The organism is Streptococcus fermentans, assembly GCF_040888305.1.
Classification (GTDB): domain Bacteria; phylum Bacillota; class Bacilli; order Lactobacillales; family Streptococcaceae; genus Streptococcus; species Streptococcus fermentans.
On sequence record NZ_JBFNFG010000002.1, the window covers coordinates 222,778 to 245,626 of the forward strand.

22 protein-coding genes are annotated in these 22,849 nt (G+C 39.0%); 4 read left to right on the forward strand and 18 right to left on the reverse strand.

Annotated elements, in window-relative coordinates; all coding sequences use genetic code 11:
* Window positions 1-22: 22 nt before the first annotated feature.
* Window positions 23-1,303, reverse strand: a complete 1,281-nt coding sequence (locus AB2B50_RS03430; protein WP_320692443.1) for an O-acetylhomoserine aminocarboxypropyltransferase/cysteine synthase family protein — start codon at window positions 1,301-1,303, stop codon at window positions 23-25.
* A gap of 210 nt (window positions 1,304-1,513) precedes the next feature.
* On the opposite strand from AB2B50_RS03430, the gene AB2B50_RS03435 reads away from it, so the two are divergent.
* Window positions 1,514-2,209, forward strand: coding sequence for a VIT1/CCC1 transporter family protein (locus AB2B50_RS03435; RefSeq protein WP_315639152.1), 696 nt, complete (start codon window positions 1,514-1,516; stop codon window positions 2,207-2,209).
* Between the two features lie 54 nt (window positions 2,210-2,263).
* On the opposite strand, the gene AB2B50_RS03440 is transcribed toward AB2B50_RS03435, so the two are convergent.
* The 3 genes from AB2B50_RS03440 to AB2B50_RS03450 are packed head-to-tail and all read right to left on the reverse strand — an operon-like array spanning window position 2,264 to window position 5,161.
* Window positions 2,264-2,536: a PspC domain-containing protein gene (locus AB2B50_RS03440; protein ID WP_049503317.1), complete on the reverse strand. Its 273-nt coding sequence runs from the start codon at window positions 2,534-2,536 to the stop codon at window positions 2,264-2,266.
* Between the two features lie 59 nt (window positions 2,537-2,595).
* Window positions 2,596-3,045, reverse strand: coding sequence for a SprT family protein (locus AB2B50_RS03445; RefSeq protein WP_320692444.1), 450 nt, complete (start codon window positions 3,043-3,045; stop codon window positions 2,596-2,598).
* Window positions 3,032-5,161, reverse strand: coding sequence for a Tex family protein (locus tag AB2B50_RS03450; protein ID WP_320692445.1), 2,130 nt, complete (start codon window positions 5,159-5,161; stop codon window positions 3,032-3,034). Before AB2B50_RS03450 ends, AB2B50_RS03445 begins: the two co-directional genes overlap by 14 nt.
* Window positions 5,162-5,324: 163 nt before the next feature.
* On the opposite strand from AB2B50_RS03450, the gene AB2B50_RS03455 reads away from it, so the two are divergent.
* Genes AB2B50_RS03455 through AB2B50_RS03465 form a run of 3 tightly spaced genes read left to right on the forward strand, consistent with a single transcriptional unit; the run spans window position 5,325 to window position 7,174 of the window.
* Complete coding sequence (locus AB2B50_RS03455; RefSeq protein ID WP_000268695.1) at window positions 5,325-5,456, forward strand: SPJ_0845 family protein; 132 nt, start codon at window positions 5,325-5,327, stop codon at window positions 5,454-5,456.
* A complete protein-coding gene (locus AB2B50_RS03460) occupies window positions 5,457-6,362 on the forward strand; it encodes a permease (RefSeq protein ID WP_320692446.1) in 906 nt (301 codons plus the stop codon).
* Window positions 6,359-7,174, forward strand: coding sequence for a TIGR03943 family putative permease subunit (locus AB2B50_RS03465; protein ID WP_320692447.1), 816 nt, complete (start codon window positions 6,359-6,361; stop codon window positions 7,172-7,174). The genes AB2B50_RS03460 and AB2B50_RS03465 overlap by 4 nt, the downstream gene beginning before the upstream one ends.
* 18 nt (window positions 7,175-7,192) lie before the next feature.
* Here the strand turns inward: AB2B50_RS03465 and AB2B50_RS03470 are convergent, their stop codons facing one another.
* The 14 genes from AB2B50_RS03470 to AB2B50_RS03535 all read right to left on the reverse strand — a co-directional run bounded on the left by AB2B50_RS03470 (window position 7,193) and on the right by AB2B50_RS03535 (window position 22,427).
* Window positions 7,193-7,804, reverse strand: a complete 612-nt coding sequence (locus tag AB2B50_RS03470; RefSeq protein ID WP_320692448.1) for a tetratricopeptide repeat protein — start codon at window positions 7,802-7,804, stop codon at window positions 7,193-7,195.
* 17 nt (window positions 7,805-7,821) lie between these two features.
* Window positions 7,822-8,874 (reverse strand): hypothetical protein, encoded by a 1,053-nt coding sequence (locus AB2B50_RS03475; protein WP_320692449.1) that lies wholly within the window; start codon window positions 8,872-8,874, stop codon window positions 7,822-7,824.
* 8 nt (window positions 8,875-8,882) lie between these two features.
* Window positions 8,883-9,659: a nucleotidyltransferase domain-containing protein gene (locus tag AB2B50_RS03480; RefSeq protein WP_320692450.1), complete on the reverse strand. Its 777-nt coding sequence runs from the start codon at window positions 9,657-9,659 to the stop codon at window positions 8,883-8,885.
* A gap of 19 nt (window positions 9,660-9,678) precedes the next feature.
* Window positions 9,679-13,029 (reverse strand): DEAD/DEAH box helicase family protein, encoded by a 3,351-nt coding sequence (locus AB2B50_RS03485; RefSeq protein WP_320692451.1) that lies wholly within the window; start codon window positions 13,027-13,029, stop codon window positions 9,679-9,681.
* A 28-nt stretch (window positions 13,030-13,057) separates the two neighbouring features.
* On the reverse strand, window positions 13,058-13,744 hold the full coding sequence (locus AB2B50_RS03490; protein WP_049504508.1) for a restriction endonuclease subunit S: 687 nt from the start codon (window positions 13,742-13,744) through the stop codon (window positions 13,058-13,060).
* Window positions 13,689-14,654, reverse strand: coding sequence for a site-specific tyrosine recombinase/integron integrase (xerA, locus tag AB2B50_RS03495; protein WP_049504510.1), 966 nt, complete (start codon window positions 14,652-14,654; stop codon window positions 13,689-13,691). Before xerA ends, AB2B50_RS03490 begins: the two co-directional genes overlap by 56 nt.
* 114 nt (window positions 14,655-14,768) lie before the next feature.
* Window positions 14,769-15,182 carry a type II toxin-antitoxin system death-on-curing family toxin gene (locus AB2B50_RS03500; protein WP_320692452.1) on the reverse strand — a complete coding sequence of 138 codons (414 nt, stop codon included), beginning with the start codon at window positions 15,180-15,182 and terminating at the stop codon, window positions 14,769-14,771.
* Window positions 15,179-15,415, reverse strand: a complete 237-nt coding sequence (locus AB2B50_RS03505; protein ID WP_049504513.1) for an AbrB/MazE/SpoVT family DNA-binding domain-containing protein — start codon at window positions 15,413-15,415, stop codon at window positions 15,179-15,181. The genes AB2B50_RS03500 and AB2B50_RS03505 overlap by 4 nt, the downstream gene beginning before the upstream one ends.
* Window positions 15,416-15,761: 346 nt before the next feature.
* Window positions 15,762-16,637: an N-carbamoylputrescine amidase gene (aguB, locus tag AB2B50_RS03510; RefSeq protein WP_320692453.1), complete on the reverse strand. Its 876-nt coding sequence runs from the start codon at window positions 16,635-16,637 to the stop codon at window positions 15,762-15,764.
* Between the two features lie 9 nt (window positions 16,638-16,646).
* The gene (gene aguA, locus AB2B50_RS03515) at window positions 16,647-17,732 is read right to left on the reverse strand and encodes an agmatine deiminase (RefSeq protein ID WP_320692454.1); all 1,086 of its coding nucleotides are present in this window, start codon (window positions 17,730-17,732) and stop codon (window positions 16,647-16,649) included.
* Entirely contained in the window at window positions 17,729-18,856 is a 1,128-nt protein-coding gene (gene nspC / locus AB2B50_RS03520; RefSeq protein ID WP_320692455.1) for a carboxynorspermidine decarboxylase, read from the reverse strand. The genes aguA and nspC overlap by 4 nt, the downstream gene beginning before the upstream one ends.
* The gene (locus AB2B50_RS03525; protein ID WP_049504666.1) at window positions 18,856-20,115 is read right to left on the reverse strand and encodes a saccharopine dehydrogenase family protein; all 1,260 of its coding nucleotides are present in this window, start codon (window positions 20,113-20,115) and stop codon (window positions 18,856-18,858) included. The genes nspC and AB2B50_RS03525 overlap by 1 nt, the downstream gene beginning before the upstream one ends.
* Window positions 20,112-20,972, reverse strand: a complete 861-nt coding sequence (speE, locus tag AB2B50_RS03530) for a polyamine aminopropyltransferase (protein WP_223338447.1) — start codon at window positions 20,970-20,972, stop codon at window positions 20,112-20,114. Before speE ends, AB2B50_RS03525 begins: the two co-directional genes overlap by 4 nt.
* Window positions 20,973-22,427, reverse strand: a complete 1,455-nt coding sequence (locus tag AB2B50_RS03535; protein WP_320692456.1) for an aminotransferase class I/II-fold pyridoxal phosphate-dependent enzyme — start codon at window positions 22,425-22,427, stop codon at window positions 20,973-20,975.
* Window positions 22,428-22,849: the final 422 nt, after the last annotated feature.

Below are 22,849 nucleotides of genomic sequence, written 5' to 3' on the forward strand. Positions count from 1 at the left end.
ATTCAATAAAAACTAGTTATTTTTAGATTTTTTCAAGCGCTAGTCGCAAATCTTCAATCAAATCATCGACATTTTCAAGACCGATTGAGAGACGGATTTGATTTTTAGTTACTCCTGCTGCTTCTAGATCAGAGTCTGACAACTGAGCATGTGTTGTAGTCGCGGGATGAACGACCAATGATTTAGCATCTGCTACATTGGCTAAGTTTGAAAAGATTTCCAAGTTGTCAATCACCTTACGAGCTTCTGCTTCTCCACCTTTAACGTGGAAAGTAAAGATTGAACCAACACCTTTTGGTAAGTATTTTTCAGCCAAGGCATGGTAAGGACTATCTGGAAGTTTTGGATAGTTGACTTTTTCAACCTTTGGATGGTTTACAAGGAAATCAACGATTTTCTCAGCATTTTGAACATGACGTTCAACACGAAGAGAAAGAGTTTCAAGACCTTGTAAGAGCAAGAATGAGTTAAATGGTGAAAGGGCAGCTCCCATATCGCGAAGCAATTGCACGCGAGCAGCAACGATAAAGGCTGCAGCACCAACATCACGAGTATAACTGATATTGTGGTAGCTTGGATCTTCTTCGACTAATTGAGGGAATTTCCCTGAAGCAGCCCAGTCAAATTTGCCGCTATCAACGATGACACCACCAATAGTTGTACCGTGACCACCGATAAACTTAGTTGCTGAGTGAACCGCAATATCAACACCATGAGAAAAGACATTGATAAGATATGGTGTTGCAAAAGTATTATCAGCGACCAAAGGAATCTGGTGATTATGAGCAATTTCAGCGATTTTTTCGATATCTGGAATATTAATAACTGGATTACCCAAGGTTTCAATCAAAACAAGCTTGGTATTGTCTTTAATCGCTGCTTCTAACTCTTCTAGATTATCAATATCAACAAAAGTTGTGGTGATTCCATAGCGAGGAAGGGTTTCTTTCAACAGGTTAAAGGTACCACCGTAAATAGTTGAAGCTGCAACCACATGGTCTCCTGCGTGAGCCAGTCCTAAAATTGTGTAGGTAAGAGCTGCCATCCCAGAAGCTGTTGCAAGTGCACCAACACCGCCTTCCAGTGCTGCGATACGCTCTTCAAAGGCTGAAGTTGTTGGGTTAGTGATACGGGTATAAATATTACCAGCTTTTTGAAGGGCAAAAAGATCTGCACCTTCTTGTGTATCTTCAAATACAAAAGATGTTGTTTGGTAAATTGGAACAGCACGAGACTTGGTAGTAGCATCTACCACTTGACCTGCATGCAATTGCAGAGTTTCAAATTTAAATTCACGAGTCATATTTAGACCTCCAAAGATTTCATTAGGTTCATTGTATCACCTATTAGAATAGGTTACAAATACAACTTTGTTATATCTTGGCATAAGAAATAGCTATGGCTACTTCTATTTACTTTGTCTAAAATTAGAATTGTAGAACTTTTTTCAGATAGTTTAAAAAGTTTGTATTCACTTCCTCTTTACTTTATAATGGACAGGAAGGAGAAAACTATGTCAGAAATTACACATGAAATTGATGCAAACTTTGCTGGCCGTTTAAATATCTTGCGTGCTGGTGTACTGGGCGCAAATGATGGAATCATCTCTATCGCTGGAGTTGTTATTGGGGTTGCCAGTGCGACTAACAATATCTGGATTATCTTCCTCTCAGGATTAGCCGCAATTCTTGCTGGTGCCTTTTCTATGGCTGGTGGCGAGTATGTATCCGTATCTACTCAAAAAGACACGGAGGAAGCCGCTGTAGCTCGAGAACAATTACTTTTAGATAAAGATATGGAAGCTGCTAAAAAATCACTCTACGCAGCCTATCTTCAAAATGGTGAGTGTGAAACATCAGCCCAGCTCTTAACCAACAAGGCATTTCTCAAAAACCCTCTCAAAGCCTTAGTTGAGGAAAAGTACGGAATCGAGTATGAGGAATTCACCAATCCCTGGCATGCTGCTGCATCTAGCTTCATCGCCTTCGTACTTGGTAGCCTGCCACCAATGCTTTCAATAACTATCTTCCCAAGCGACTATCGAATCCCTGCTACTGTTTTTATCGTTGCGATTTCTCTATTGATTACAGGTTACACCAGTGCAAAACTCGGGAAAGCCCCAACAAAAACAGCCATGATCCGAAACCTTTGTATCGGTTTGTTGACTATGGGAGTTACCTATCTATTCGGACAGTTGTTTAGTATTTAAAAAAGATACCGTACGGTATCTTTTTGCTATCAAAATATAGACAGTTAATTTAAATTACCAAAACCAACCTTCGTCATCATTGATAGGTTGGGCTTCTTTAATCTTGCGTGGGCCTGTTCCATACATTTCAGCTTCGATATCTTCTTTTGTTGGTAGGATCGAAGCTAGGATAATGTAGATAATAATGCCGAGTCCAAAGTTTGCGATTGTAAAGATTGCAAAAAGGAAACGAACTAGGGTTACATCAAGATTCCACTTATCAGATAGACCTGCAAGAACACCTGATATCATGCGATTTCTTCTCATTTTATAAAATTTTGTATTCATAATTTATTCCTCTTTCGGATTTCTTAATCTTAGTATAGCACTAAGCTAGATTTGCTACATCAGTCCTTAGGCCGATTTAACAAGAGGAGCTTTCCACGACAGAGACCACAACGATAACGCTTGGTATCAATTTTTCGCTTTCTTTGATAGATTTGCTGACAAGACTGACAAGCATAGACTAAGCTTGGTTTTTGATTGGAACTTGACAAGGGAGGAACAAAGCGGAGACCGTCTACCTCTTTTAAAAGTTGCTTAAAGGCTAAATCCTTATGCTGATAGCCCTTGCCTTCAAAGTAAAGATGGTAATGGCAGAGCTCATGACGAACAATTTTACGAAAAACCTCTAAACCAAGTTCTTGATATACTTTGGGATTGAAATCCAAATGACCATCTTTAGGAAAAAATCGCCCACCTGTCGACCGTAGACGAGTATTCCATTGAGCTTGGTGTTTGAAAGGTTTTCCAAAATCTTCTAAAGAGACCTGTTTAACGTAATCAGTTAGATTCATTTGGTGCAAGAAGCGACAGATTCACTTTTTCGCGGTCAGCATCGATTTTCTTCACCCAAACGGTTACCAAATCGCCGACTGAAACGACTTGACTTGGATGTTTGATAAATTTCTTACTCATGTGTGAAATATGAATGAGTCCATCTTCATGGATACCGATATCAACAAAGGCACCGAAGTCAACGACGTTGCGCACAACTCCCTCAAGCTTTTGGCCAACTTGTAAGTCTTTGATATCCAAGACATCCTGACGAAGGACTGGAGCATCAAAAGAATCACGGAAATCACGACCTGGTTTGAGAAGATCAGCAATAATATCTTTAAGAGTTTCTTGACCAAGGTCTAGCTCTTGAGCCATTTCTTTGATAGAAACAGCTTTGAGTTTGGCTTGCGCTTCTTCATTTAGGTCTTTAATATCCAAGCGTTTGAAGAGTTCCTTGACCGCTGCATAGTTTTCAGGGTGAACTCCTGTATTGTCAAGTATATTGCTACTTTCAGGAATACGGAGGAAACCTGCTGCCTGTTCAAATGCTTTGGCACCAAGGCGAGGAACTTTCTTGATTTGGGCGCGTGAAGTGATTTTACCTTCTTCTTCACGATACTTAACAATGTTTTCTGAAATCGTTTTGTTAAGTCCTGCGACATGTGAAAGCAAGGCTGGACTAGCTGTATTGATATTGACACCAACTTGGTTAACAACTGTATCCACCACAAAATCAAGACTTTCAGATAGTTTTTTCTGACTAACATCGTGCTGATACTGGCCAACACCGATAGATTTAGGGTCGATTTTAACCAATTCAGCAAGAGGATCTTGCAAACGGCGAGCAATTGAGATAGCCGAACGTTTTTCAACGGTTAGTTCTGGAAACTCCTGACGGGCAAGTTCACTAGCTGAGTAGACAGACGCACCACTCTCATTGACAATGACATAGCTGACTTCTGGAAAATCCTTCAGTACTTCAGCAACAAAAGCTTCACTTTCACGACTGGCAGTACCATTCCCAATAGCGATAATTTCAACACCGTATTGGCCAATCAAATCTGCCAAATCGCGCTTAGCTTCCTCAATCTGACGAGCTGAAGCTGGTTTAACTGGATAAATGACTTGTGTCGTCAACATTTTCCCAGTCACATCAACGACCGCAAGCTTGGCACCTGTACGAAAGGCAGGGTCAAATCCAAGAACCACGCGCCCTTTTAGCGGTGCTACCAGAAGAAGATTACGGAGGTTTTCTGAGAAGAGTTGAATAGCTCCTTCTTCTGCCTTTTCTGTCAATTCAGTACGAATACGGCGCTCGATAGCTGGTAAGACTTTTTTCTTAACAGACTGCTGAACAACTTCGTCAATATAAGCATTCTTAACCTTAAAACGAGCAGCAAAGAAGGCTTGAATACGATCAGTCGCATGCTCAAAACCAATTTTCAAGACGCCTAACTTCTCACCACGATTAAGGGCAAGAGTACGATATCCCTGCATGTTAGCAACCGTCTCTGAGAAATCATAATAAATCTGAAAGACTTGCTTTTCATCCAAACTTTCGTCCTTGACTTGTGAAGTAATCTTAGAATGTCTAAGGACCTCTTGATAAGTCATCGAACGCAAATTGACATCCTCAGAGAGAGCTTCAACCAAAATATCAACTGCACCTGCTAAAGCATCTTGTGGAGTCTCGAATCCTTCACAGACAAATGCTTCTGCTTCTTTTTCTAGGTCAGAAACATTTTGTAAGATTAAGCGAGCAAGTGGAAAAAGCCCTGCCTCACGCGCAATTGTCGCCTTGGTGCGGCGTTTTTCTTTATAAGGAAGATAAAGTTCTTCAACATCTGCTAGTTTTTCAGCAGCTAAGATGGCTTCTTCTAACTCTTTGGTCAACTTACCTTGCTCTTTGATTTTTGACAAAACAGCTTCCTTACGGTCATTGAGGTTGGTAAGACTTTTATCAAGGTCGATAATAGCTTTGATAGCCACCTCATCCAAACTACCAGTCATGTCTTTCCGATAACGAGCGATAAAAGGAATAGTCGCTCCCTCTGCTGTCAAAGACAAGACCGTATCAATTTGCTTTAAGCTTACACCCAAATCTTGGGAAATTTTTTCATATTTTTTATTCATGAAACTATTATACCATAAGGAAGAAAGCTTGTTTTCATTAATGTCACAGTTAGCTTGGTATTTGTTGAAGATAAAAATTCATTTGTCTTGTCAATTTAAAATTAAACCTTTTGGCTGAAATAATAGTATAATAGAGGAAACAATAAGAATCGAGGTATGCCTTATGGCTGTTAAATTTACAAAAACTGATGACTTAGATAAGATGTTCGAAGAGTTCGCTAAACTTCCTGATTTAAAGCAAGTGACATTTCCAGATGACAAAGAAAAGAAAGATAAAGCAGAAAAGAAAAAATAGATGACACTCTTTCAAAGTCTACCTTCTAGTGTGTTACAAGCTGGCGCTATCTTTTTATCAATCATCATTGAAGCCCTACCATTTGTCTTAATTGGTAGCATTATCTCTGGTGCTATTGAAGTCTATGTGACTCCTGAAAAAGTATATAGATTTCTCCCTAAAAATCGTTTGGGGAGGATCTTTTTTGGTACATTTATAGGGTTTCTCTTTCCCTCTTGTGAGTGTGGAATTGTCCCTATCATCAACCGTTTCTTGGAGAAGAAGGTTCCAAGCTATACAGCTGTTCCATTTCTAGTAACCGCTTCTATCATCAATCCCATCGTACTTTTTGCAACTTATTCAGCCTTTGGTAATTCATTTAAAATGGTCTTACTCCGCGCTTTAGGTTCGATTCTTGTTGCTACTATATTGGGTATCTTACTTGGATTTTTCTGGGAAGGATCGATTCAAAAGGAAAATAGACTGGCTTGTCATGAACATGATTTTTCTCACTTGACCAAAGGTCAGAAACTTCTTCAGGTCTTTATCCAAGCTATTGATGAATTCTTTGATATGGGACGTTATTTGGTCTTTGGCTGTCTTTTTGCAAGTATAGTCCAGGTTTATGTACCAACTAGGATACTGACTTCTATCAGCGCAACACCACTACTTGCTATTGTTCTCTTGATGGTCTTATCCTTCCTTCTATCACTCTGTAGTGAAGCCGATGCTTTTATTGGCTCTTCGCTGCTCTCTAGTTTTGGATATGCGCCAGTTCTTGCCTTTCTGGTTATTGGACCAATGCTTGATGTCAAAAACCTACTCATGATGAAAAATTATCTCAAAACTCGCTTTATTTGGCAGTTCATGACCATTGTGACTCTTGTTGTTCTTGTCTATTCTTATCTAGTCGGGGTGATGATATGATACGATTTCTTATTTTGATGAGTTATTTTTTCTTAACCCTTTATCTACACCTATCTGGTAAGCTCAATCAATATCTAAACCTCCACTACTCTTATCTGGCTTATATAACAATGGTGTTGTCTTTCTTGCTAGCCATTGTTCAAGCCTATATTTGCTTCAAGCGTTTGAAAGAACACAGTCACTTACACAAGTTTTCTGCCAAGCTTGCTAGTTTTGTCCTCCTAAGTTTACCTTTGTTAGTTGGATTTGCCTTTCCAACTGTTGCACTAGACTCACAAACTGTATCTGCAAAAGGCTATTATTTCCCTCTGTCAGAAGGAACGGACAAGGCAATCCAAGCAAGCGAAGGTACGAGCAGTCAGTATCTTAAACCGGATACCAGTCGCTTTTATTCACAAACAGCTTATGTAGACACTGTCCGTAAGAGTGCTGATAAATACTTAGCTCAATCTAGTATTGTTATCAAGGATGAAAATTACTTGGAAGTCATGGAAGCAATCTATGATTATCCAAATGAATTTGAAGGTAAGGAAATCGAGTTCACAGGCTTTGTCTACAATGATCCGAATCACGCTAATAGTCAATTTGTTTTTCGTTTCGGTATCATGCACTGTATCGCTGATTCGGGAGTTTTCGGCCTCTTGACCACAGGAAATAGCAATCAGTATGACAATAACACTTGGGTGAGAGTGAAAGGGAAGATTAGAAACCACTATCACAAGGAACTCAATCAAGTCCTCCCAACTCTTGAAGTTCAATCTTTCGTAAAAGTCGATAAACCAGAGAATCCTTATGTTTATAAAGAATTTTAAAAAAGTAGCCTATTCATGCTACTTTTTCTTGTTTAACAAGTCTTTAACTTCTTGAGCTCCAACCTGATCGCCTGCTTTTTCAAAAAGATCGATAGCTTGCAAAAAATTCTCTTGCGATTTTTCAGGTTTTTCTATAGAATAAATCTCTCCCAATCCTCTATAAGCGCAGGCCTGAGCAATAAAATCATCTGTTTGTAAAGCTTGCTTTAAGGACTGCTCCATATACATGATCGATTTTTCGATTTCCCCAATCTTAAATCGTAAATAACCTTGCTCATATTTATTGACAGAAGATTTTAGTGCATCCTCTGAAAAAGAATCTTCAATAACTTCTCGCTCTTTTTCTATATAGCTAAGAGCCGTTTGATAGTCATTCATTTCACGATAGACCATGGCTAACTGGTGATAGCCGATATGTTCGTTTTCTTTATCCTGACTTGAAATTGCCACATCTAGATAGTTTTGATAAATCAGCAAAGCTTCTTTGTAATCTTTTTCAAAGAACTTAATATACCCCATTAAATTGAGAAGGTCATAATCCTTGCATGTTTCCAATGAAAAGTTTTCTGAGACTAATTTCTTGGCCTCTTCAATCTTCCCCTCAAACAATAATTCCCAGGCTTGATTCATACTTGTAATCCTCCATCTTATGTAGTATAGAAATCAATCGACAAATCACTATCAGAATCGTATTTTTTCCATGCTAGGCTAAAGCCATAATAGTCTTCAAATTCTGGATGCCAGTCATAATAAAGTGGGATACGGCTAAATTTTCTTGCAACTACTTCATCTTCAAATTCTGGGGACTCTCCTGCAGTAATTCCAAATTGAAGGCCATTCAGTTCCCAGGTGTTTCCCCAAACATTTTCGTCTGATAGAACGTCAATCCAACGAGAGGCATCAATATCAAAATCTGCACATAATTCAAGTTCTAACAATTTTCTGTAGTTTACCTTGGCAGGCTTTATATAAAAGGCTCCATCAACCTGATACTTTTTATCTTGTACTTGAATTTGTGTGATTTTCATCGGAATTGGAACTCTATTTAACTCCAACCAAAAATAGCCTAGAGGAGTTTTGATTGCATGGTAAATTTGTTTAGACTCTATTTTTACTTTTTTCGAGCAAGCATTTAGAATTCTTCCATGCTCAAGTATATTTTTACAAACTATTTTTGAAGTCTCGGGATCAAAAATAGAGTACCTACGGATAACCCTTTTTAACTTTTCAGCGGGATAAGTGATATCTCTTGGGAAAGCATGATATTTCTGGACTACCAGAGCTATTTTTTCAATATTTTCCTTTCCAGTTGGTACAATCACACCATGCCCAATATGAATACTTGGATCATCACAGATATAAGTATATCCATTTCCACCTTCTTGAAACTCAACGACAACGAGATTCAACTCCTGATCAGGATCGAAAAGTGGTTCTGCTTTTGCACTGGTCTGGCGCTCATAAAAAGTGAAACAATCTTTATTATCCTCTTCACCAAAGACCATAAAACTACCACAATTTGGGCACTTCCACATATAAAAGGAAGCCTCAGAAATGTCTTCATAGGAAATTGTATCATTACCATCTTTTTTATTCATGATTTCTACTAATAACTCATCCGAATAAACCGAATAAGCATTTGGATCAGGAGCTTGGTGGTCGTTCATTGCTTGACCACATCTACATGTCCATTTTCTCATATCTAACCTCAGTCACGACTCAATTCTTCAAGGAAAAATTGATTGAGAGCTTCCCAGTCTTTCTTCTCCTCGGTAACACTTTGGATGTAATCATCTAGTTCTTGGATATTTTTGGTGATGTAGTCCTGGATGGGCTTAATGGGCTCAATTTCCATACCTTCAGGTCCATTTATCTTGATATCAAGTAATCTAGACACATGCTCTTTCATTTCATCAGGAAGCAATTCTTTCACTAAATCATCAAACAAAATCGGTGGAACAGAATGATATTTTTCTATCCAACGACAGGCTAAAATTGGACGCAGAGCATAGAAGTACTTTTTAGGTTTGACCTTGTCTCCTGAAAGATACTTATTCATTTGCGTTCTAGCAGTATTCAAGTAATGGTGGAGCATCTTTTTCTCGGAAAAATACTGACTAACAAGCGGACGGATACGGTCAATAAAGCCTTCGTCTTGCTGGTAAACGATTGGCGACTGTAACCACTCAAAGAGGGTTGGATTTGACTTATAAAGAAGTTTTAAAGTCTTGTCCAAATCCCAGCCGCTCACATCCCAAGTATCGTCAATTGGTAGTTCGATGACATCGCGATGATCGTTCAGACTAAGATAAAATTCTTGCTTATGCTTGTAAATGAAACGCACATCAAAGTCACTATCTGGAGACTCAAAGCCCCAAGCGCGACTGCCAGACTCAATTGCCCACAATACGGTAACATCATAATCACGTTCAATTTCCGCTAGTTTTTCAGGTACCAGAACATTCATTTCTTCTTGTGTTTGCATGGTAGTTCTCTTTCTATATTCAAGCTACTTCTTCAGCGCGATTATTGATTAAGTCAATTGTTTGGACAATATTCCTCAATACTGGTATTTGATGTTGAAATAGTACTTGTACGGATCCATAAGATTTAAACGGTTCTTGTGTCAGCATTGACTTATCCATATAACCATTTTCAACGACATAATCGACAATCAATTTTACAAAAGAAATTTGCTTAGCATTAAGGCTTTCATCTGACAAGAACTTAGAAAACACTTGATTAGCAGCCTCTCTATTCAAACCAATAATCTCACGAACCAATCTAGGAATAGCCTTGTTCTCATAGTGCTGCTGATAGTCAGTTTTACTTCCTAATTTTTCCCATAATAGAGTTTCTAATGCTAATAAATCTTGTGCAGTCAACTTCTTGTTATGATACAATTTAGAAATTGCTTCCTCATCCAAATGAGCTTTCAAATAATGCTCAACTTTTTCGTTATAGGATCGAAGATCATTTACCTGCAAATAAGGAGTGGTTTCATAAACAGTAGAAAGAATTCGATCTTCAAAATTGACATAATATACTTTTCGGCTCGTTTTATCTAAGAATTGCAATAAATCCCTTAGAGAAAGGCGTATTTTTTCAAGTTCAGACAAGCTTACTTCCTCCCAAAATTCAGGTTCTTGAACTTTCCTGATAATTTCAGCCTGTGCAAAGACCTGAGGGATATTGCCAACAGAAGCAAGAGCCTGAGCAGTTTTCATAACTTGAGATATATGAGTCCGTGATGGCTTAGAGGTTAGTTGTCCTACTTGAATTTCTAACATCCATAAATCAAAGCGTCTCGCCATTTCATTTTCTTTATCTTCATCAAACATGAGAGGAGATATATGAGTATGAAGATTTTCACATGAAATCGTTGTAAGATTTTGCCAATTTTCTAATTTCTTATAGGTATAAACCATATCTAAGACCATACGAACTCTAAAGTCTAACTCATTCAAGTCCTCTACATGACTATGAAGTTCTGAGACGAGTTGCTGACGATACTCTCTTGCAAATGGATCCTCTTGATAGTGAAGGTCTTGCAGTTCACGAATCAAGTCCACCTTGATATTAAACAAACGATGTGCCAAGGGAACAATATGACGTCCATTTCCTTCTCTCGGATCTGCTTTGAAGTATTCAAAGTTGTCACCATAATCAAATACCAAGAAGTTTTCCTTATTCTGATCTGGTCCAAATAAATCTTTACAGAGACGCGTTCCACGACCAATCATCTGCCAAAATTTTGTTTTTGAGCGCACTTTCTTGAAAAAGACTAAATTGACAACCTCTGGAACATCAATACCTGTATCCAGCATATCAACTGAAATTGCAATTTGAGGGTGTTTCTCTTTGATTTTAAAATCATCAATCAAGGTCTGATAATGTTTAATACTGTAGTCAATCACCTGAGCATAGTCGCCCCCCTTTTCAGGATATCGTTTATTAAAAATCTCTCTAATAAATTCAGCATGATGATGATTCTTTGCAAAGATGATAGTTTTTCCAATCTCATCACCCGAAGCCGTCTGAATCCCTCTCGTCATTAGTTCATCTAGAACAATCTCTACTGTACCTTTATTAAAAATAAAGGAATTAAAAGCTCCAGCATCAATGTCTTTTTCTAGACTATCATCTTCAAATTGGCTATCAAAATATTCTTTATCTTCTTTGGATAGATCATCGTAATGAAGCCCATCTGTAGGTAATTCTAACTTGGTTTCAATCGAATGATAGGATACCAAGTATCCATCCTCAACAGCCTTTTCAAGATCATAAGCATAGGTAGGAACACCATTTTCCAAGTTAAAAAATCCATAAGTGTTTTTATCAAGGTCCTGACGAGGTGTGGCCGTTAAGCCTACGATTCTAGCATCAAAATAATCAAAAATGGTCTTGTATTTTTGATAAATAGAGCGGTGGGACTCGTCAATAATGATAAGATCAAAATGACCAACAGTGAAAGGGCGTTGAATGACTTCTTCCTGATCACTAATAGCTCCAACCATGGTCGGATAAGTAGAAAACACCATACGACTTGATCGTGCCCCAGCTTTATCCTCTAAAAAGTTACAAACCGAAAGATCTGGAAGTAATTTCCTAAATGAATCATAGGCTTGTTTTACAAGAGATGTTCGGTCAGCTAGAAAGAGAACATTTTTGACCCAATTGTGACGTGATAGGATATCAACAAGAGAGACTGCTGTTCGAGTTTTCCCAGAACCAGTTGCCATTACCAAAAGAGCTTGTCTTCGATTGTTAGAAAAAGCCTCACAAACACTTGCAATCGCATGTTTCTGGTAATATCGGCCAGAGATATCGTCTCTGATTTTACTAGAAATATCCTCAAGTGGTTTTTGCAAATGTCGTCTGTCCATCAATAATTGCAATTCTTCTTGAGAATAGAATCCTGCGACCTGGCGACGATTTACACCATCAAGAATGTAGTGCTTGAGGCCATTTGTAATAAAACAAATCGGTTGGTAACCTATTTTTTCCTCTAGCGCATTAGCATATTCCTTGACTTGTACCTCACCGACTTCTGGATTCACTGCAGCCTTTTTGGCTTCAATAATTGCTAAAATCTTTCCATTTTTACCATAAAGGACATAATCACAATAACCTGTTCCTGAGCCGTGGTTCAGTCCATTAACAGCGACTTCAACTCGACAATTTTCTTCAAATTTCCAACCCGCTAATCGTAAATCAATGTCAATAAAAAGTTTTCTCGTCTCAGCCTCAGATAACTGATCGATATGAAAGGAAACCTCTTGTCGTTGAGCAGCAGTTTCACGTTTTTCTGTATAATTCTCTTGAACTTCCAAGGACTGTACAGCCATTTGTTCATGAAAGTCAGGCATAACAGGTAAACTGTCTTGCAGTTCCACCATGGCTTGTGGTGTTTCTCTTTTCTTGACATTCTCTGAAATTGGCAATAACTTCTCGTCAAAAAAACGTTCCACAAACTCATTGCTGTAGCAGTAATCAATAAAGTTTACGAACTGGTACAAATGATGTAAGGCTAAAATCGCTTCACGTTCCTTGATCTCCCCACCATGAGCAGCATGATTGCCCCAGCGTATCAAGAGAACCATCTGACTATGAAGCTCTGGATCTACGATTTCTCTAAAGTCATCATCCCAAACTAATGAAGACAAGGTAGCACGATAAGGGGCTTCCAAATAAGAATCATGGCTATAAATCCAATGAACAGCCTGTTCCAAGGCACGACGCGCCATGAAAGCTGTCGCTACAGTGGATGTCCCAATCATATTCTCAGCTTCTATACAGGGCCTCGAAAAAGATTCATACTCCTCGTTATTTAAAAGAAAATCAAAATTTCCCATTTTTCTCTCACTTTGATTAAATAGATAGCTATATTATACTAGATTTTAAGCTATTTCTCCACAGTTTTATAGCCATCTGACAAGCAAATTGTGATTTGTCAACCTGAGCCACAAAGTCTGCGAACTCGTTTTGGAGGGAAAGAGGGGGGAGGGGGATGGTTAATTCTTCAATCTGATTTTTTGTTATCGCTTGACGAGTAGCACCTGAACTTTCTCCTATTTTCTGTAGCAAACTCTTAAACTCGGAAGTTATTAGAAGTTGATTTAAAAATATTGGTGATAATAAGTGCTTTTTACAACGAATTATAGAAACATGCTGATTAACTCTCGCAGGCAAAATAATTTGTGGAACAATACAACAACGAGATACAGATGCACCTGTAATATTCAGCAAAACATCGTCAGATTCAACAATTACATTATTTAATTTTTCAGCCTGAACATTAGTTAAATAAGCTAAATCTTTGAAAATAAACTTACCATCATATACATTCATACTTCTAATGAGCGCTATCCCTTCGTTGACATAACTTTCTCTTCCTCCTCTAGGTGTAGCCCCTGAACCAATTTTTAATGTTAATTTTGATAATCTATGCTTTTCCCAACCCATTTCATTCAAAATAGGATCTCCAAACATCTCGTTAAATCGGGATTTGCACTTAAGAGATGAATTTCTGATGGGAATGTTTGACATTACTTTGGTTGACCATAGCATAGGCTAAGGTTGTGTTAATTTTGCTGTGACCTAGCAGTTTTTGGACTTGTTCGATAGGCATTCCTTTATCAATTGCCTTTGTTGCTAGTGTTCTTCTGAATTTATGAGGGTGGACCTTTTGGATTCCAAGCTTTTGACCTAACTTTCTTAATCGAATCTCAACACCAGCTATTCCGAGTCTCTGAGCTTTTCCAAGCAAGGTAACAAAAAGAGCTGGATGATTATCTTCTCTGATTTTGATATAGTTTTTTAAATGGATTTTCGTACGAGCATCAAAATAAACAGGTCTTTCCTTTTTACCTTTCCCAAATACAACACATTCACGATTTTCAAAGTCAATATCTGAGCGATTCAGTTGAACAAGTTCTCCCACGCGCATTCCTGTTGAAGCTAGTAGATCGATCATTGCTAAATCCCTTAAGTTTTCACAATTGTCTCGCATGATTTCAAGATGTTCATCAGTATAAGTTTCTTTCACAGTTTGTTCGGTCTTAATCTTTTTTATCCGTCGAATAGGATTTTTGATGATATATTCCTCCTGCTCAAGCCAAGCAAAAAACGAAGACAAGATGCGTCGGATATTGTCCAAATTTGCTTTACTGCAATCTTTTTCTGACTGATACTGTGCTAGATAACTTCTCAAATCATCTGTTGTCAGTTGTGTTACAGACTGCTTTATGCTCGTAAATAAATTTTCAATAGTCCTTTGATAATAACGAATCGTTTTTGCGCTACAACCCTCCACCTGTTTAGCAGTAATGAACAAGGCTAACAAGGATTTATTCGTATACTTCTGTTGATTGACACCATTTACTAAATGGCGCTCTAAACTCTCCCGCAATGCTAGTAATTGTGCATTGTTTAAAAGGGGTAGCATTTCTTGAATGATGATTGTCACTTTTGTTTCCATATTTTCTCACTTTCATTATTTCAATAAAAAGAGACAATATTAGTTTTCTGAATTACAGAATTCTAATACTGTCTGTTTATCTATTTTTTACTTATAGGATTTAAATATCCAAGCTTAAATTTGGCCATTAGCTCTAAAAGAATGTTCGGAAATCCATTTGGTGTAGCTAGCTAATCTTTCATCTGTTAAGGATTCTACTGCAATAGTTACACACATATCCACCGCTTCTTCAACTGTTACAGAAAAACGATAACCATTTAACTGTAGAAATTTCACCAAAACGAAGAAAGCAGTTCGTTTATTAGCGTTGGCAAAAACATGCTTCTTGATTAATTGGACAAATAGTATCGTTGCCTTATCAAAAATTGTTGGATAAAGAGGTTTGCCAAAAACAAATTGTTCTGGTAAATTGACAATCATATTTAAGGCAGAAGGACTAACTGTCTGAATTTTTTCATTAGGTGAATACCGTTGAATTGCTAAAGAATTGATTTTTTCAATTTGTCTTTCTGTAAGATAGACTGTCATTTTTCCACCAAAGCTTTGAAAACATCATCGTATTCATCAAAGATTTTATCTAAATTTAAGTCAAAGGCATCATCAGATACATAAGAAATTTGATGTTCAGACTCTTCGGGAGTAAAGATAATTTCACCACTTGGTAACAATTTCGCTTCGTATTTTACACCACTTGGAATATTGAATTCACTTGGAATGGTAATGGTGATTGAATTTCCTTGTTTTCTTGTTTTTACTACCATCTGATTTCCTCCTTTGAAGTATTATAACAAATAATTACCGTAATTACAATGACAGAATATCAGCCAAAATACTCTTGCATGAGAGATTTATTCAAATAACTCATCCGAATAAACCGAATATGCATTTGGATCAGGGGCTTTGTGGTCGTTCATTGCTTGACCACATCTACAAGTCCATTTTCCCATAATTAACCTCAGTCACGGCTTAATTCTTCAAGAAAAAATTGATTGAGAGCTCCCCAACCTCTCTTATCATTCTTACACTATGTTAATTTTATCAGATTTCTAATACTTTATCAAAAAATTATTATAGTATCTACAGAAAAAAAGCCTAGGATAGGCTTTTTCATCTGACAATATCTTTATACATGTCTGGTCTTCTGTCTCTAAAGAGACCCCAATTCAGGCGCTCATTCGCTCCCTTGTCAAGGTCATAATTAGTTAACAAGATAGCTTCGCCTTGCCGTTCGGCTTGACTTAAAATAGCTCCTGTTTCATCGGTCATAAAGGATGAACCGTAGAAATTAAGACTTGAACTTTGGTTACCATTTTCCTCGCAAGGAGTGACTTCTTCTAAACCATAACGATTGGCTGCGATAACTGGCACAATATTTGCTGCTGCATGTCCCTGCATGGTACGTTGCCAATGACCACAACTATCTGTATCCAAAATAGGCTCTGAACCAATAGCTGTTGGATAAAAGAGCAATTCTGCGCCATTTAGAGCAAGGCAACGGGCTGTTTCAGGGAACCATTGATCCCAACAGATGCCAATTCCAATCTTGGCATAGCGAGTGTCCCAGACCTTGAAGCCTGTGTTTCCAGGTGTAAAGAAGAATTTCTCCTGATAATAATGGTCATCTGGTATATGAGTTTTACGATAAACGCCCAGTACTTCTCCATCTGCATCAATGACAGCAATGGAATTGTATAAGACATTACCATCTTTTTCATAGAAACTGATTGGTAGAACGACCTTTAGCTCCTTAGCAATTACTTTAAAATGCTGAATAGCTGTATTTTCTGTCACCGATTGGGCATACTGGTAGTAGTCATACTGACGCTCCTGACAAAAATAGGGGCGTTCAAATAATTCAGGTAAGAGAATAATTTGGGCTCCTTGCTCAGCAGCTTGTCGAACTAAACGTTCAGCTGTTTGGATATTCGTTTCCACATCCTTAGCGCATTGCATCTGAATAGCTGCAACCGTTACATTTCTCATCTTTTTCTCCTATTCTGGAATTTGTTGGGTAATACAGTGAATATTTCCACCACCTAGTAGAATATCTCTTGCAGGAATTCCGACAACTTCACGGTCTGGGAAACACTGAGTCAGAATATCCAAGGCCACTTGGTCGTTAGCATCCTGAAATTGCGGCACCAAGACAGACTTATTAGCAATGTAAAAATTCACATAGGAAGCTGCTAGTCTTTCACCTGCATAACGCTCCTCTTCGCCTTCTTCATAAGTATAGCCCGGCAAATCTTTTTCTGTAACTACTTGATGACGTGCTGGAATAGGAAGCTTATGAATAGTGAAACTCCGGCCTTTTGCATCAGTTTCCTTCTCTAAAAGAGCTAGATCTGCTGCAGACATGGCATACTGAGGATCGTCTTGGTCGTCTGTCCAAGCTAAAACAAGCTCTGCAGGACCAACAAAGGCTGCAACATTATCGACGTGTTCATTTGTCTCGTCTTGATAAATACCGTAAGGCAACCAAATGACCTTTTCGGCACCAAGGCTCTCTAGTAAGGTCTCTTCAATCTCCTCTTTAGTCAGATGAGGATTACGACCCGGACTGAGCAAGCAGCTTTCTGTGACAAGAATAGTTCCTTGACCGTCACTGTGTATAGCTCCGCCTTCCAGTACAAAAGGTTTGGCATCATAAACAGGTATCTCTAAAACTTCTGCAAAACGACTGGCTACTTGGTCATCTGCTTCATAGTCTTGGTAAAGACCGTCAACAGCACCACCCCAGGCATTGAAAGACCAATCTACCGCCAACTTTTCCCTTTGATCATTGAGGAGAATTGTCGGACCAGTATCACGTGCCCAGGCATCATTTGTGGGAATATCTAAATAAACAACGCTATCACCAAGGTAGGATTGAGCTTCAGATAGATAGTCCTGCTCCACCAAAAGGTAGACTGTTTCCCCTTGAGCAATCGTTTTGATGATCTGGCTAAAGGCTTTTTTTGCAGTCTTTCCTTGAAAAGGCCAAGACCCTGGTCGAGTAGGCCATATCATGAGAGTCCCATGATGGGGTTCATACTCTGCAGGCATACGATAACCTAATTTCTTTGGGCTGTCCATCATGATAATCTCTCCTTAAAGTCTTGGTAGCCAAATGCTTTGACTAGACTGCACTCACCCTCTTTATCCATGAGATACAAACTTGGAAGTCCAATTCCGTTAAAGGTATTATTTTTGACAAATGAGTAAATAGCCATGTCTTCAAAATAGAGGCGATCGCCAATTTCAATCGGTTTTTCAAAGCTGTAATCCCCAATGATATCACCTGTCAGGCAAGTATTTGAAGAGAGTCTATAAGTATAAGTTTTTTCTTGGGATTCAAATCCATCTCTCAATGGGGGACGATAAGGCATCTCAAGAACATCTGGCATATGGCAGCTTGCCGAGGCGTCTAGTACCAAGGTCTCAATCCCGTTTTCAACAATATCTAAGACTTCTGTCGCTAGATAGCCCGCATTAAGGGCAATAGCTTCTCCTGGCTCGATATAGACGTCAAGGTTATAAGTTTCTCGAATGCGTTTAATCTCAGAAATCAGTAAGTCCACATCATAGTCATCTCTCGTAATATGATGACCACCACCCATATTGAGCCATTTAAGGTGAGGCAAATAGGTTCCAAACTGGTCTTCTACTGCTTTCAAAGTCGTTTGTAAATCATCTGCCCCTTGCTCACAGAGGGTATGAAAATGAAGTCCGTCAACCAAATCTAACAAATCACTTGGTATCTTGTCTGAAGTCACTCCAAAGCGTGAGCCAGGAGCACAAGGGTCATAGAGCGCGTGATCACCCTGCGTTGAACATTGAGGATTAATGCGCAAACCAATACTAATACCAGCTTCACGACAAAGTTGACCATATTTGCGTAGTTGTCTCTCTGAGTTAAAAACAATATGATCAGATATTTGCAGTAGCTCTTCCATATCTGATTCCTTGAAAGCAGGCGCAAATACATGGACTTCCCCCGGGAACTCCTCCCTAGCCAACTTAGCTTCAAAGAGTCCACTGGCCGTCGTACCTGACAGATACTGACTAATCAAAGGATAGGTTTTATAGAGAGAATAAGCCTTTTGAGCCAGTAGAACCTTACAGCCGGTTTTTTCTTGAACCTCTTGTAGAATGCGGCAATTCTCTTCTAATTTTCCTAAGTCAATGATATAAGAAGGCGTTGGTACTTGTTCTAATTTCATTAGTCCACCATTTGTGGATTTTCAACCACAACCCATGGCAAACCGTATTTATTTAAAGCTTCCATGAATGGGTCTGGATCCAACTCTTCAAGGTTATAAACTCCTGGTTGTTTCCAAGTGCCATCCATCACTAATTTTGTCCCAATCATGGCAGGAACACCTGTTGTGTAAGAAATGGCTTGTGATCCAACCTCTGCATAGCACTCCTGATGGTCGCAAACATTGTAAATGTAGATGGTCTTTTCAACGCCATCTTTGACGCCTGTAAAGATACATCCGATATTTGTTTTACCAACAGTACGTGGGCCAAGGCTTGCAGGATCTGGAAGCAAGGCTTTCAAGAATTGGATTGGTACGATTTCTTGTCCGTTAAAATTAATAGCATCTGTACGAAGAAGACCAACGTTTTCCAAGCATTTCATGTGCGTTAGATAAGATTGACCAAATGTCATAAAGAAACGAATGCGTTTAACACCTGGAATATTCTTTGCTAATGATTCGATTTCTTCATGGTGGAGGAGATACATGTCTTTTTGACCAACTTGTGGGAAATCATACTCACGTTTGATAGACATAGCTTCGACCTCAACCCATTTTCCATCTTCCCAGTAAGAACCTGGTGCAGAAACCTCACGTAGATTGATTTCTGGGTTAAAGTTTGTCGCAAATGGATAACCGTGGTCACCACCATTACAGTCTAAAATATCGATATAATGGATTTCATCAAAATAGTGTTTGAGGGCGTATGCTGAAAAGACGCTGGTTACCCCTGGGTCAAAACCAGAACCAAGCAAGGCAGTTAGACCTGCTTTCTTGAATTTCTCTTGGTAAGCCCATTGCCATGAGTAGTCAAAGTAGGCAGTAAAACCAAGCTCCTTACAACGTTTCTCATAAATAGCACGCCATTCAGGGTCTTCTGTGTCCTCAGCCTCATAGTTGGCAGTATCGATATAGTGGACACCTGTTGCCAAACAAGCATCCATAATAGTCAAATCTTGGTATGGTAGAGCTACGTTCAAAACAGCTTCTGGTTTGTAGCTTTCAATCAAGGCAATCACTTCTTCTACCTTGTCAGCATCAAGAGCAGCTGTCTCAATCTTAGTATTTGTTTTGCCTTCTAATTTAGCCTTCAAGTCATCACATTTTGACTTGGTACGGCTAGCAATCATAATTTCTTTAAAAGTTTCGCTATCTTGGCAAATCTTTGAAATAGCAACTTGGGCAACTCCCCCACATCCGATCACTAATAAACGACTCATTTTTTTCCTTCCTCTTCTTCTAAAATGTCTTCTACATACTTAGGCAACATAAAGGCCCCCACATGTAAGTTTGCAGTGTAATATTCCGTAAATAATTGGCGTTTTTTCCAGCCTTCCTTGTCAAAATCTTTGACAGGGTGATATTTTTTCGATGCAAATCCAAACAACCAATAGCCAGCAGGACTAGTTGGGATATGTGCCTGATAAACCCGGCTGATTGGAAAGGCTTGATTGACCTTGCGATGCATGCTTCGGCAAGCTGACTCATCTTCGTCAAAGAAGGGACTACCATGCTGGTAAATCATGATACCGTCTTCTTTCAAGGCTCTATAGCTATTGCCGTAAAATTCCTTGGTAAAGAGCCCTTCTGTATGTCCAAATGGATCAGTCGCATCATTGATGATAATGTCGTAATCATCTTCGCAGTTTCGTAAAAAGCGAAGCCCATTTTGGTAGTAGATGGTAACACGAGGATCATCAAGTCCTGCTGCAAAGTCTGGAAAATACTCTCGACAAACCTCAACCAGCATCTCATCTGGTTCTACAATATCGATTTGTTCCAATTCTGGATAGAGAGTTAATACTTGGGCAACACCACCGTCACCACCCCCAATAACCAAGACTTTCTTTGGATTGGGATGGACAGCCATAGGAACGTGGACGGTCATTTCGTTGTAGACAAAGTCATCTGCATCTGAAAACAAGACATGCCCATTTAAAATCAAAATCTTTCCAAAAGCTGGAGTATCTAATACTTCAATATCCTGCCATTCACTTTGACCAGAATAAAGCTGTTTGGCTGTTCTCATTGTTAACTTGACATCTGGAGTATGAACTTCAGAAAACCATAAATCCATCTAGTTCTCCTTTCTTTCAATAACATTGATGTGATTGACCTCTGGATCTTCCGTTCCTTGGAGAGAACAACCACGTTCTTTAGCAAATTGGATATAATCGACAAGACCTTGTGTAATGCGTTCACCAGGTGCTAGGATTGGAATACCTGGAGGGTAACACATGACAAATTCCCCACAGACTTGCCCAACGGACTCGTCTAATGTTAAGCTTCTTCTCTCTGCATAGAAGGCTTCCTGAGGAGAGAGCACCAACTCAGGTTGGATATATTCTCCAGCAATCAAGTCCTTCCCATCTCTTGAGTAAAGTCTCTTGATGTCAGCCAGAGCACCAACCAAGCGTTCAATATCTTGGATACGGTCACCAATCGAAATGTAGGCCAAGATATTGCCAATATCACCAAACTCAATCTGAATGTCATATTCATCACGTAAGAGGTCATAAACTTCAATACCTGTTAAACCAATTCCCTGAGTGTAGACTGACAGCTTGGTCACGTCAAAATCACAAACTGATACACCATCTACTAGCTCTTTTGAGTAGGCATAGTAGCCACCGATGGCATTGATTTCACGACGAGCATACTCAGATAACTCAATAACTTTCTCAAAGGACTCCTTACCACGAAGGGCTAAGTTTCTACGAGAAACATCTAGACTAGACATTAGCAAGTAGGATGCTGATGTTGACTGTGTCAGATTAATAATCTGACGTACGTACTCAGGATTCATCTGATTGCCAACTAAAAGAAGCGAACTTTGAGTCAAGCTGCCACCAGATTTATGCATGGATACAGCCGACATATCTGCTCCTGCATCCATAGCAGACAGAGGAAGTTTATCTGTAAAGTGCAGATGAGCACCGTGGGCTTCATCTACTAAGACTTTCATTCCTGCAGCGTGTGCCATCTCTGTTAAACCCTTAAGATCTGAACAAATCCCATAGTAGGTTGGGTTGTTAATTAGGATAGCCTTAGCATCCGGATGGTCCTTAATCGCTTGCGCCACACGATCATTTTCAAGCCCCAAAGCAATACCGATTTTAGGATCCACACTCATCTCGATATAGATGGGGATAGCACCACACAAAACAAGGGCGTTGATAGCTGATTTATGTACGTTACGCGGAAGAATAATCTTATCTCCAGCTTTACAAGTGGAGAGAATCATGGTTTGAACAGATGAAGTTGTCCCCCCAATCATTAGAAAGGCATGAGCAGCCCCAAAAGCTTCCGCTGCTAGTTCCTCTGCTTCTCTGATAATCGAAATGGGATGTCCTAGATTGTCCAAGGGCTTCATAGAATTGACATCAATACCAACGCATTTCTCACCCAGAAGTTCAACCAACTCTGGATTCCCACGGCCACGTTTGTGACCAGGTACATCAAATGGTACAATTCTTTTCTTTCGTAATTTGACCAGCCCTTCATAGATGGGAGCTTGGTTTTGATTTAACATTATAGAGACATACTCCTTTATCGTAGTTTTTTTCATCTTGTGTAAGGCTCTAAAGGATACTTATGAAAAAAGAGCAGGTTGGCACCTGCTCTACAATCTACTGACGTGTTTATGTTTGTTTCTTTTGAGTATGTCTGTTCCTGATGTTTCCTAACTCTCTAGTAGCAAATATTACGTACTTTATTGATCGTTTCACAAGATGACGTGTGCTTTCACCACACTAACAAATGTATACGAATTAGAACTAGTGTTCTAACATCAACTTATAAAAGTAGGCTTTTAACCCTATCAATAATGTGGCTTTTCAACCACGCTTCGGCATTCAACCCTGCCTGTCCGTAGGCATTTTTTACTCGGGTTTATATTTGCTAGAAAACATCATCTCATTTTCTAAGCTTCATTACTATATCATGTTTTCAGAG

Coding starts and splice junctions, on each gene's coding strand:
- AB2B50_RS03430 (WP_320692443.1), bottom strand. CDS start 1,303: ATGACTCGTGAATTTAAATTTGAAACTCTGCAATTGCATGCAGGTCAA.
- AB2B50_RS03435 (WP_315639152.1), top strand. CDS start 1,514: ATGTCAGAAATTACACATGAAATTGATGCAAACTTTGCTGGCCGTTTA.
- AB2B50_RS03440 (WP_049503317.1), bottom strand. CDS start 2,536: ATGAATACAAAATTTTATAAAATGAGAAGAAATCGCATGATATCAGGT.
- AB2B50_RS03445 (WP_320692444.1), bottom strand. CDS start 3,045: ATGAATCTAACTGATTACGTTAAACAGGTCTCTTTAGAAGATTTTGGA.
- AB2B50_RS03450 (WP_320692445.1), bottom strand. CDS start 5,161: ATGAATAAAAAATATGAAAAAATTTCCCAAGATTTGGGTGTAAGCTTA.
- AB2B50_RS03455 (WP_000268695.1), top strand. CDS start 5,325: ATGGCTGTTAAATTTACAAAAACTGATGACTTAGATAAGATGTTCGAA.
- AB2B50_RS03460 (WP_320692446.1), top strand. CDS start 5,457: ATGACACTCTTTCAAAGTCTACCTTCTAGTGTGTTACAAGCTGGCGCT.
- AB2B50_RS03465 (WP_320692447.1), top strand. CDS start 6,359: ATGATACGATTTCTTATTTTGATGAGTTATTTTTTCTTAACCCTTTAT.
- AB2B50_RS03470 (WP_320692448.1), bottom strand. CDS start 7,804: ATGAATCAAGCCTGGGAATTATTGTTTGAGGGGAAGATTGAAGAGGCC.
- AB2B50_RS03475 (WP_320692449.1), bottom strand. CDS start 8,874: ATGAGAAAATGGACATGTAGATGTGGTCAAGCAATGAACGACCACCAA.
- AB2B50_RS03480 (WP_320692450.1), bottom strand. CDS start 9,659: ATGCAAACACAAGAAGAAATGAATGTTCTGGTACCTGAAAAACTAGCG.
- AB2B50_RS03485 (WP_320692451.1), bottom strand. CDS start 13,029: ATGGGAAATTTTGATTTTCTTTTAAATAACGAGGAGTATGAATCTTTT.
- AB2B50_RS03490 (WP_049504508.1), bottom strand. CDS start 13,744: ATGCTATGGTCAACCAAAGTAATGTCAAACATTCCCATCAGAAATTCA.
- xerA (WP_049504510.1), bottom strand. CDS start 14,654: ATGGAAACAAAAGTGACAATCATCATTCAAGAAATGCTACCCCTTTTA.
- AB2B50_RS03500 (WP_320692452.1), bottom strand. CDS start 15,182: ATGACAGTCTATCTTACAGAAAGACAAATTGAAAAAATCAATTCTTTA.
- AB2B50_RS03505 (WP_049504513.1), bottom strand. CDS start 15,415: ATGGTAGTAAAAACAAGAAAACAAGGAAATTCAATCACCATTACCATT.
- aguB (WP_320692453.1), bottom strand. CDS start 16,637: ATGAGAAATGTAACGGTTGCAGCTATTCAGATGCAATGCGCTAAGGAT.
- aguA (WP_320692454.1), bottom strand. CDS start 17,732: ATGATGGACAGCCCAAAGAAATTAGGTTATCGTATGCCTGCAGAGTAT.
- nspC (WP_320692455.1), bottom strand. CDS start 18,856: ATGAAATTAGAACAAGTACCAACGCCTTCTTATATCATTGACTTAGGA.
- AB2B50_RS03525 (WP_049504666.1), bottom strand. CDS start 20,115: ATGAGTCGTTTATTAGTGATCGGATGTGGGGGAGTTGCCCAAGTTGCT.
- speE (WP_223338447.1), bottom strand. CDS start 20,972: ATGGATTTATGGTTTTCTGAAGTTCATACTCCAGATGTCAAGTTAACA.
- AB2B50_RS03535 (WP_320692456.1), bottom strand. CDS start 22,427: ATGTTAAATCAAAACCAAGCTCCCATCTATGAAGGGCTGGTCAAATTA.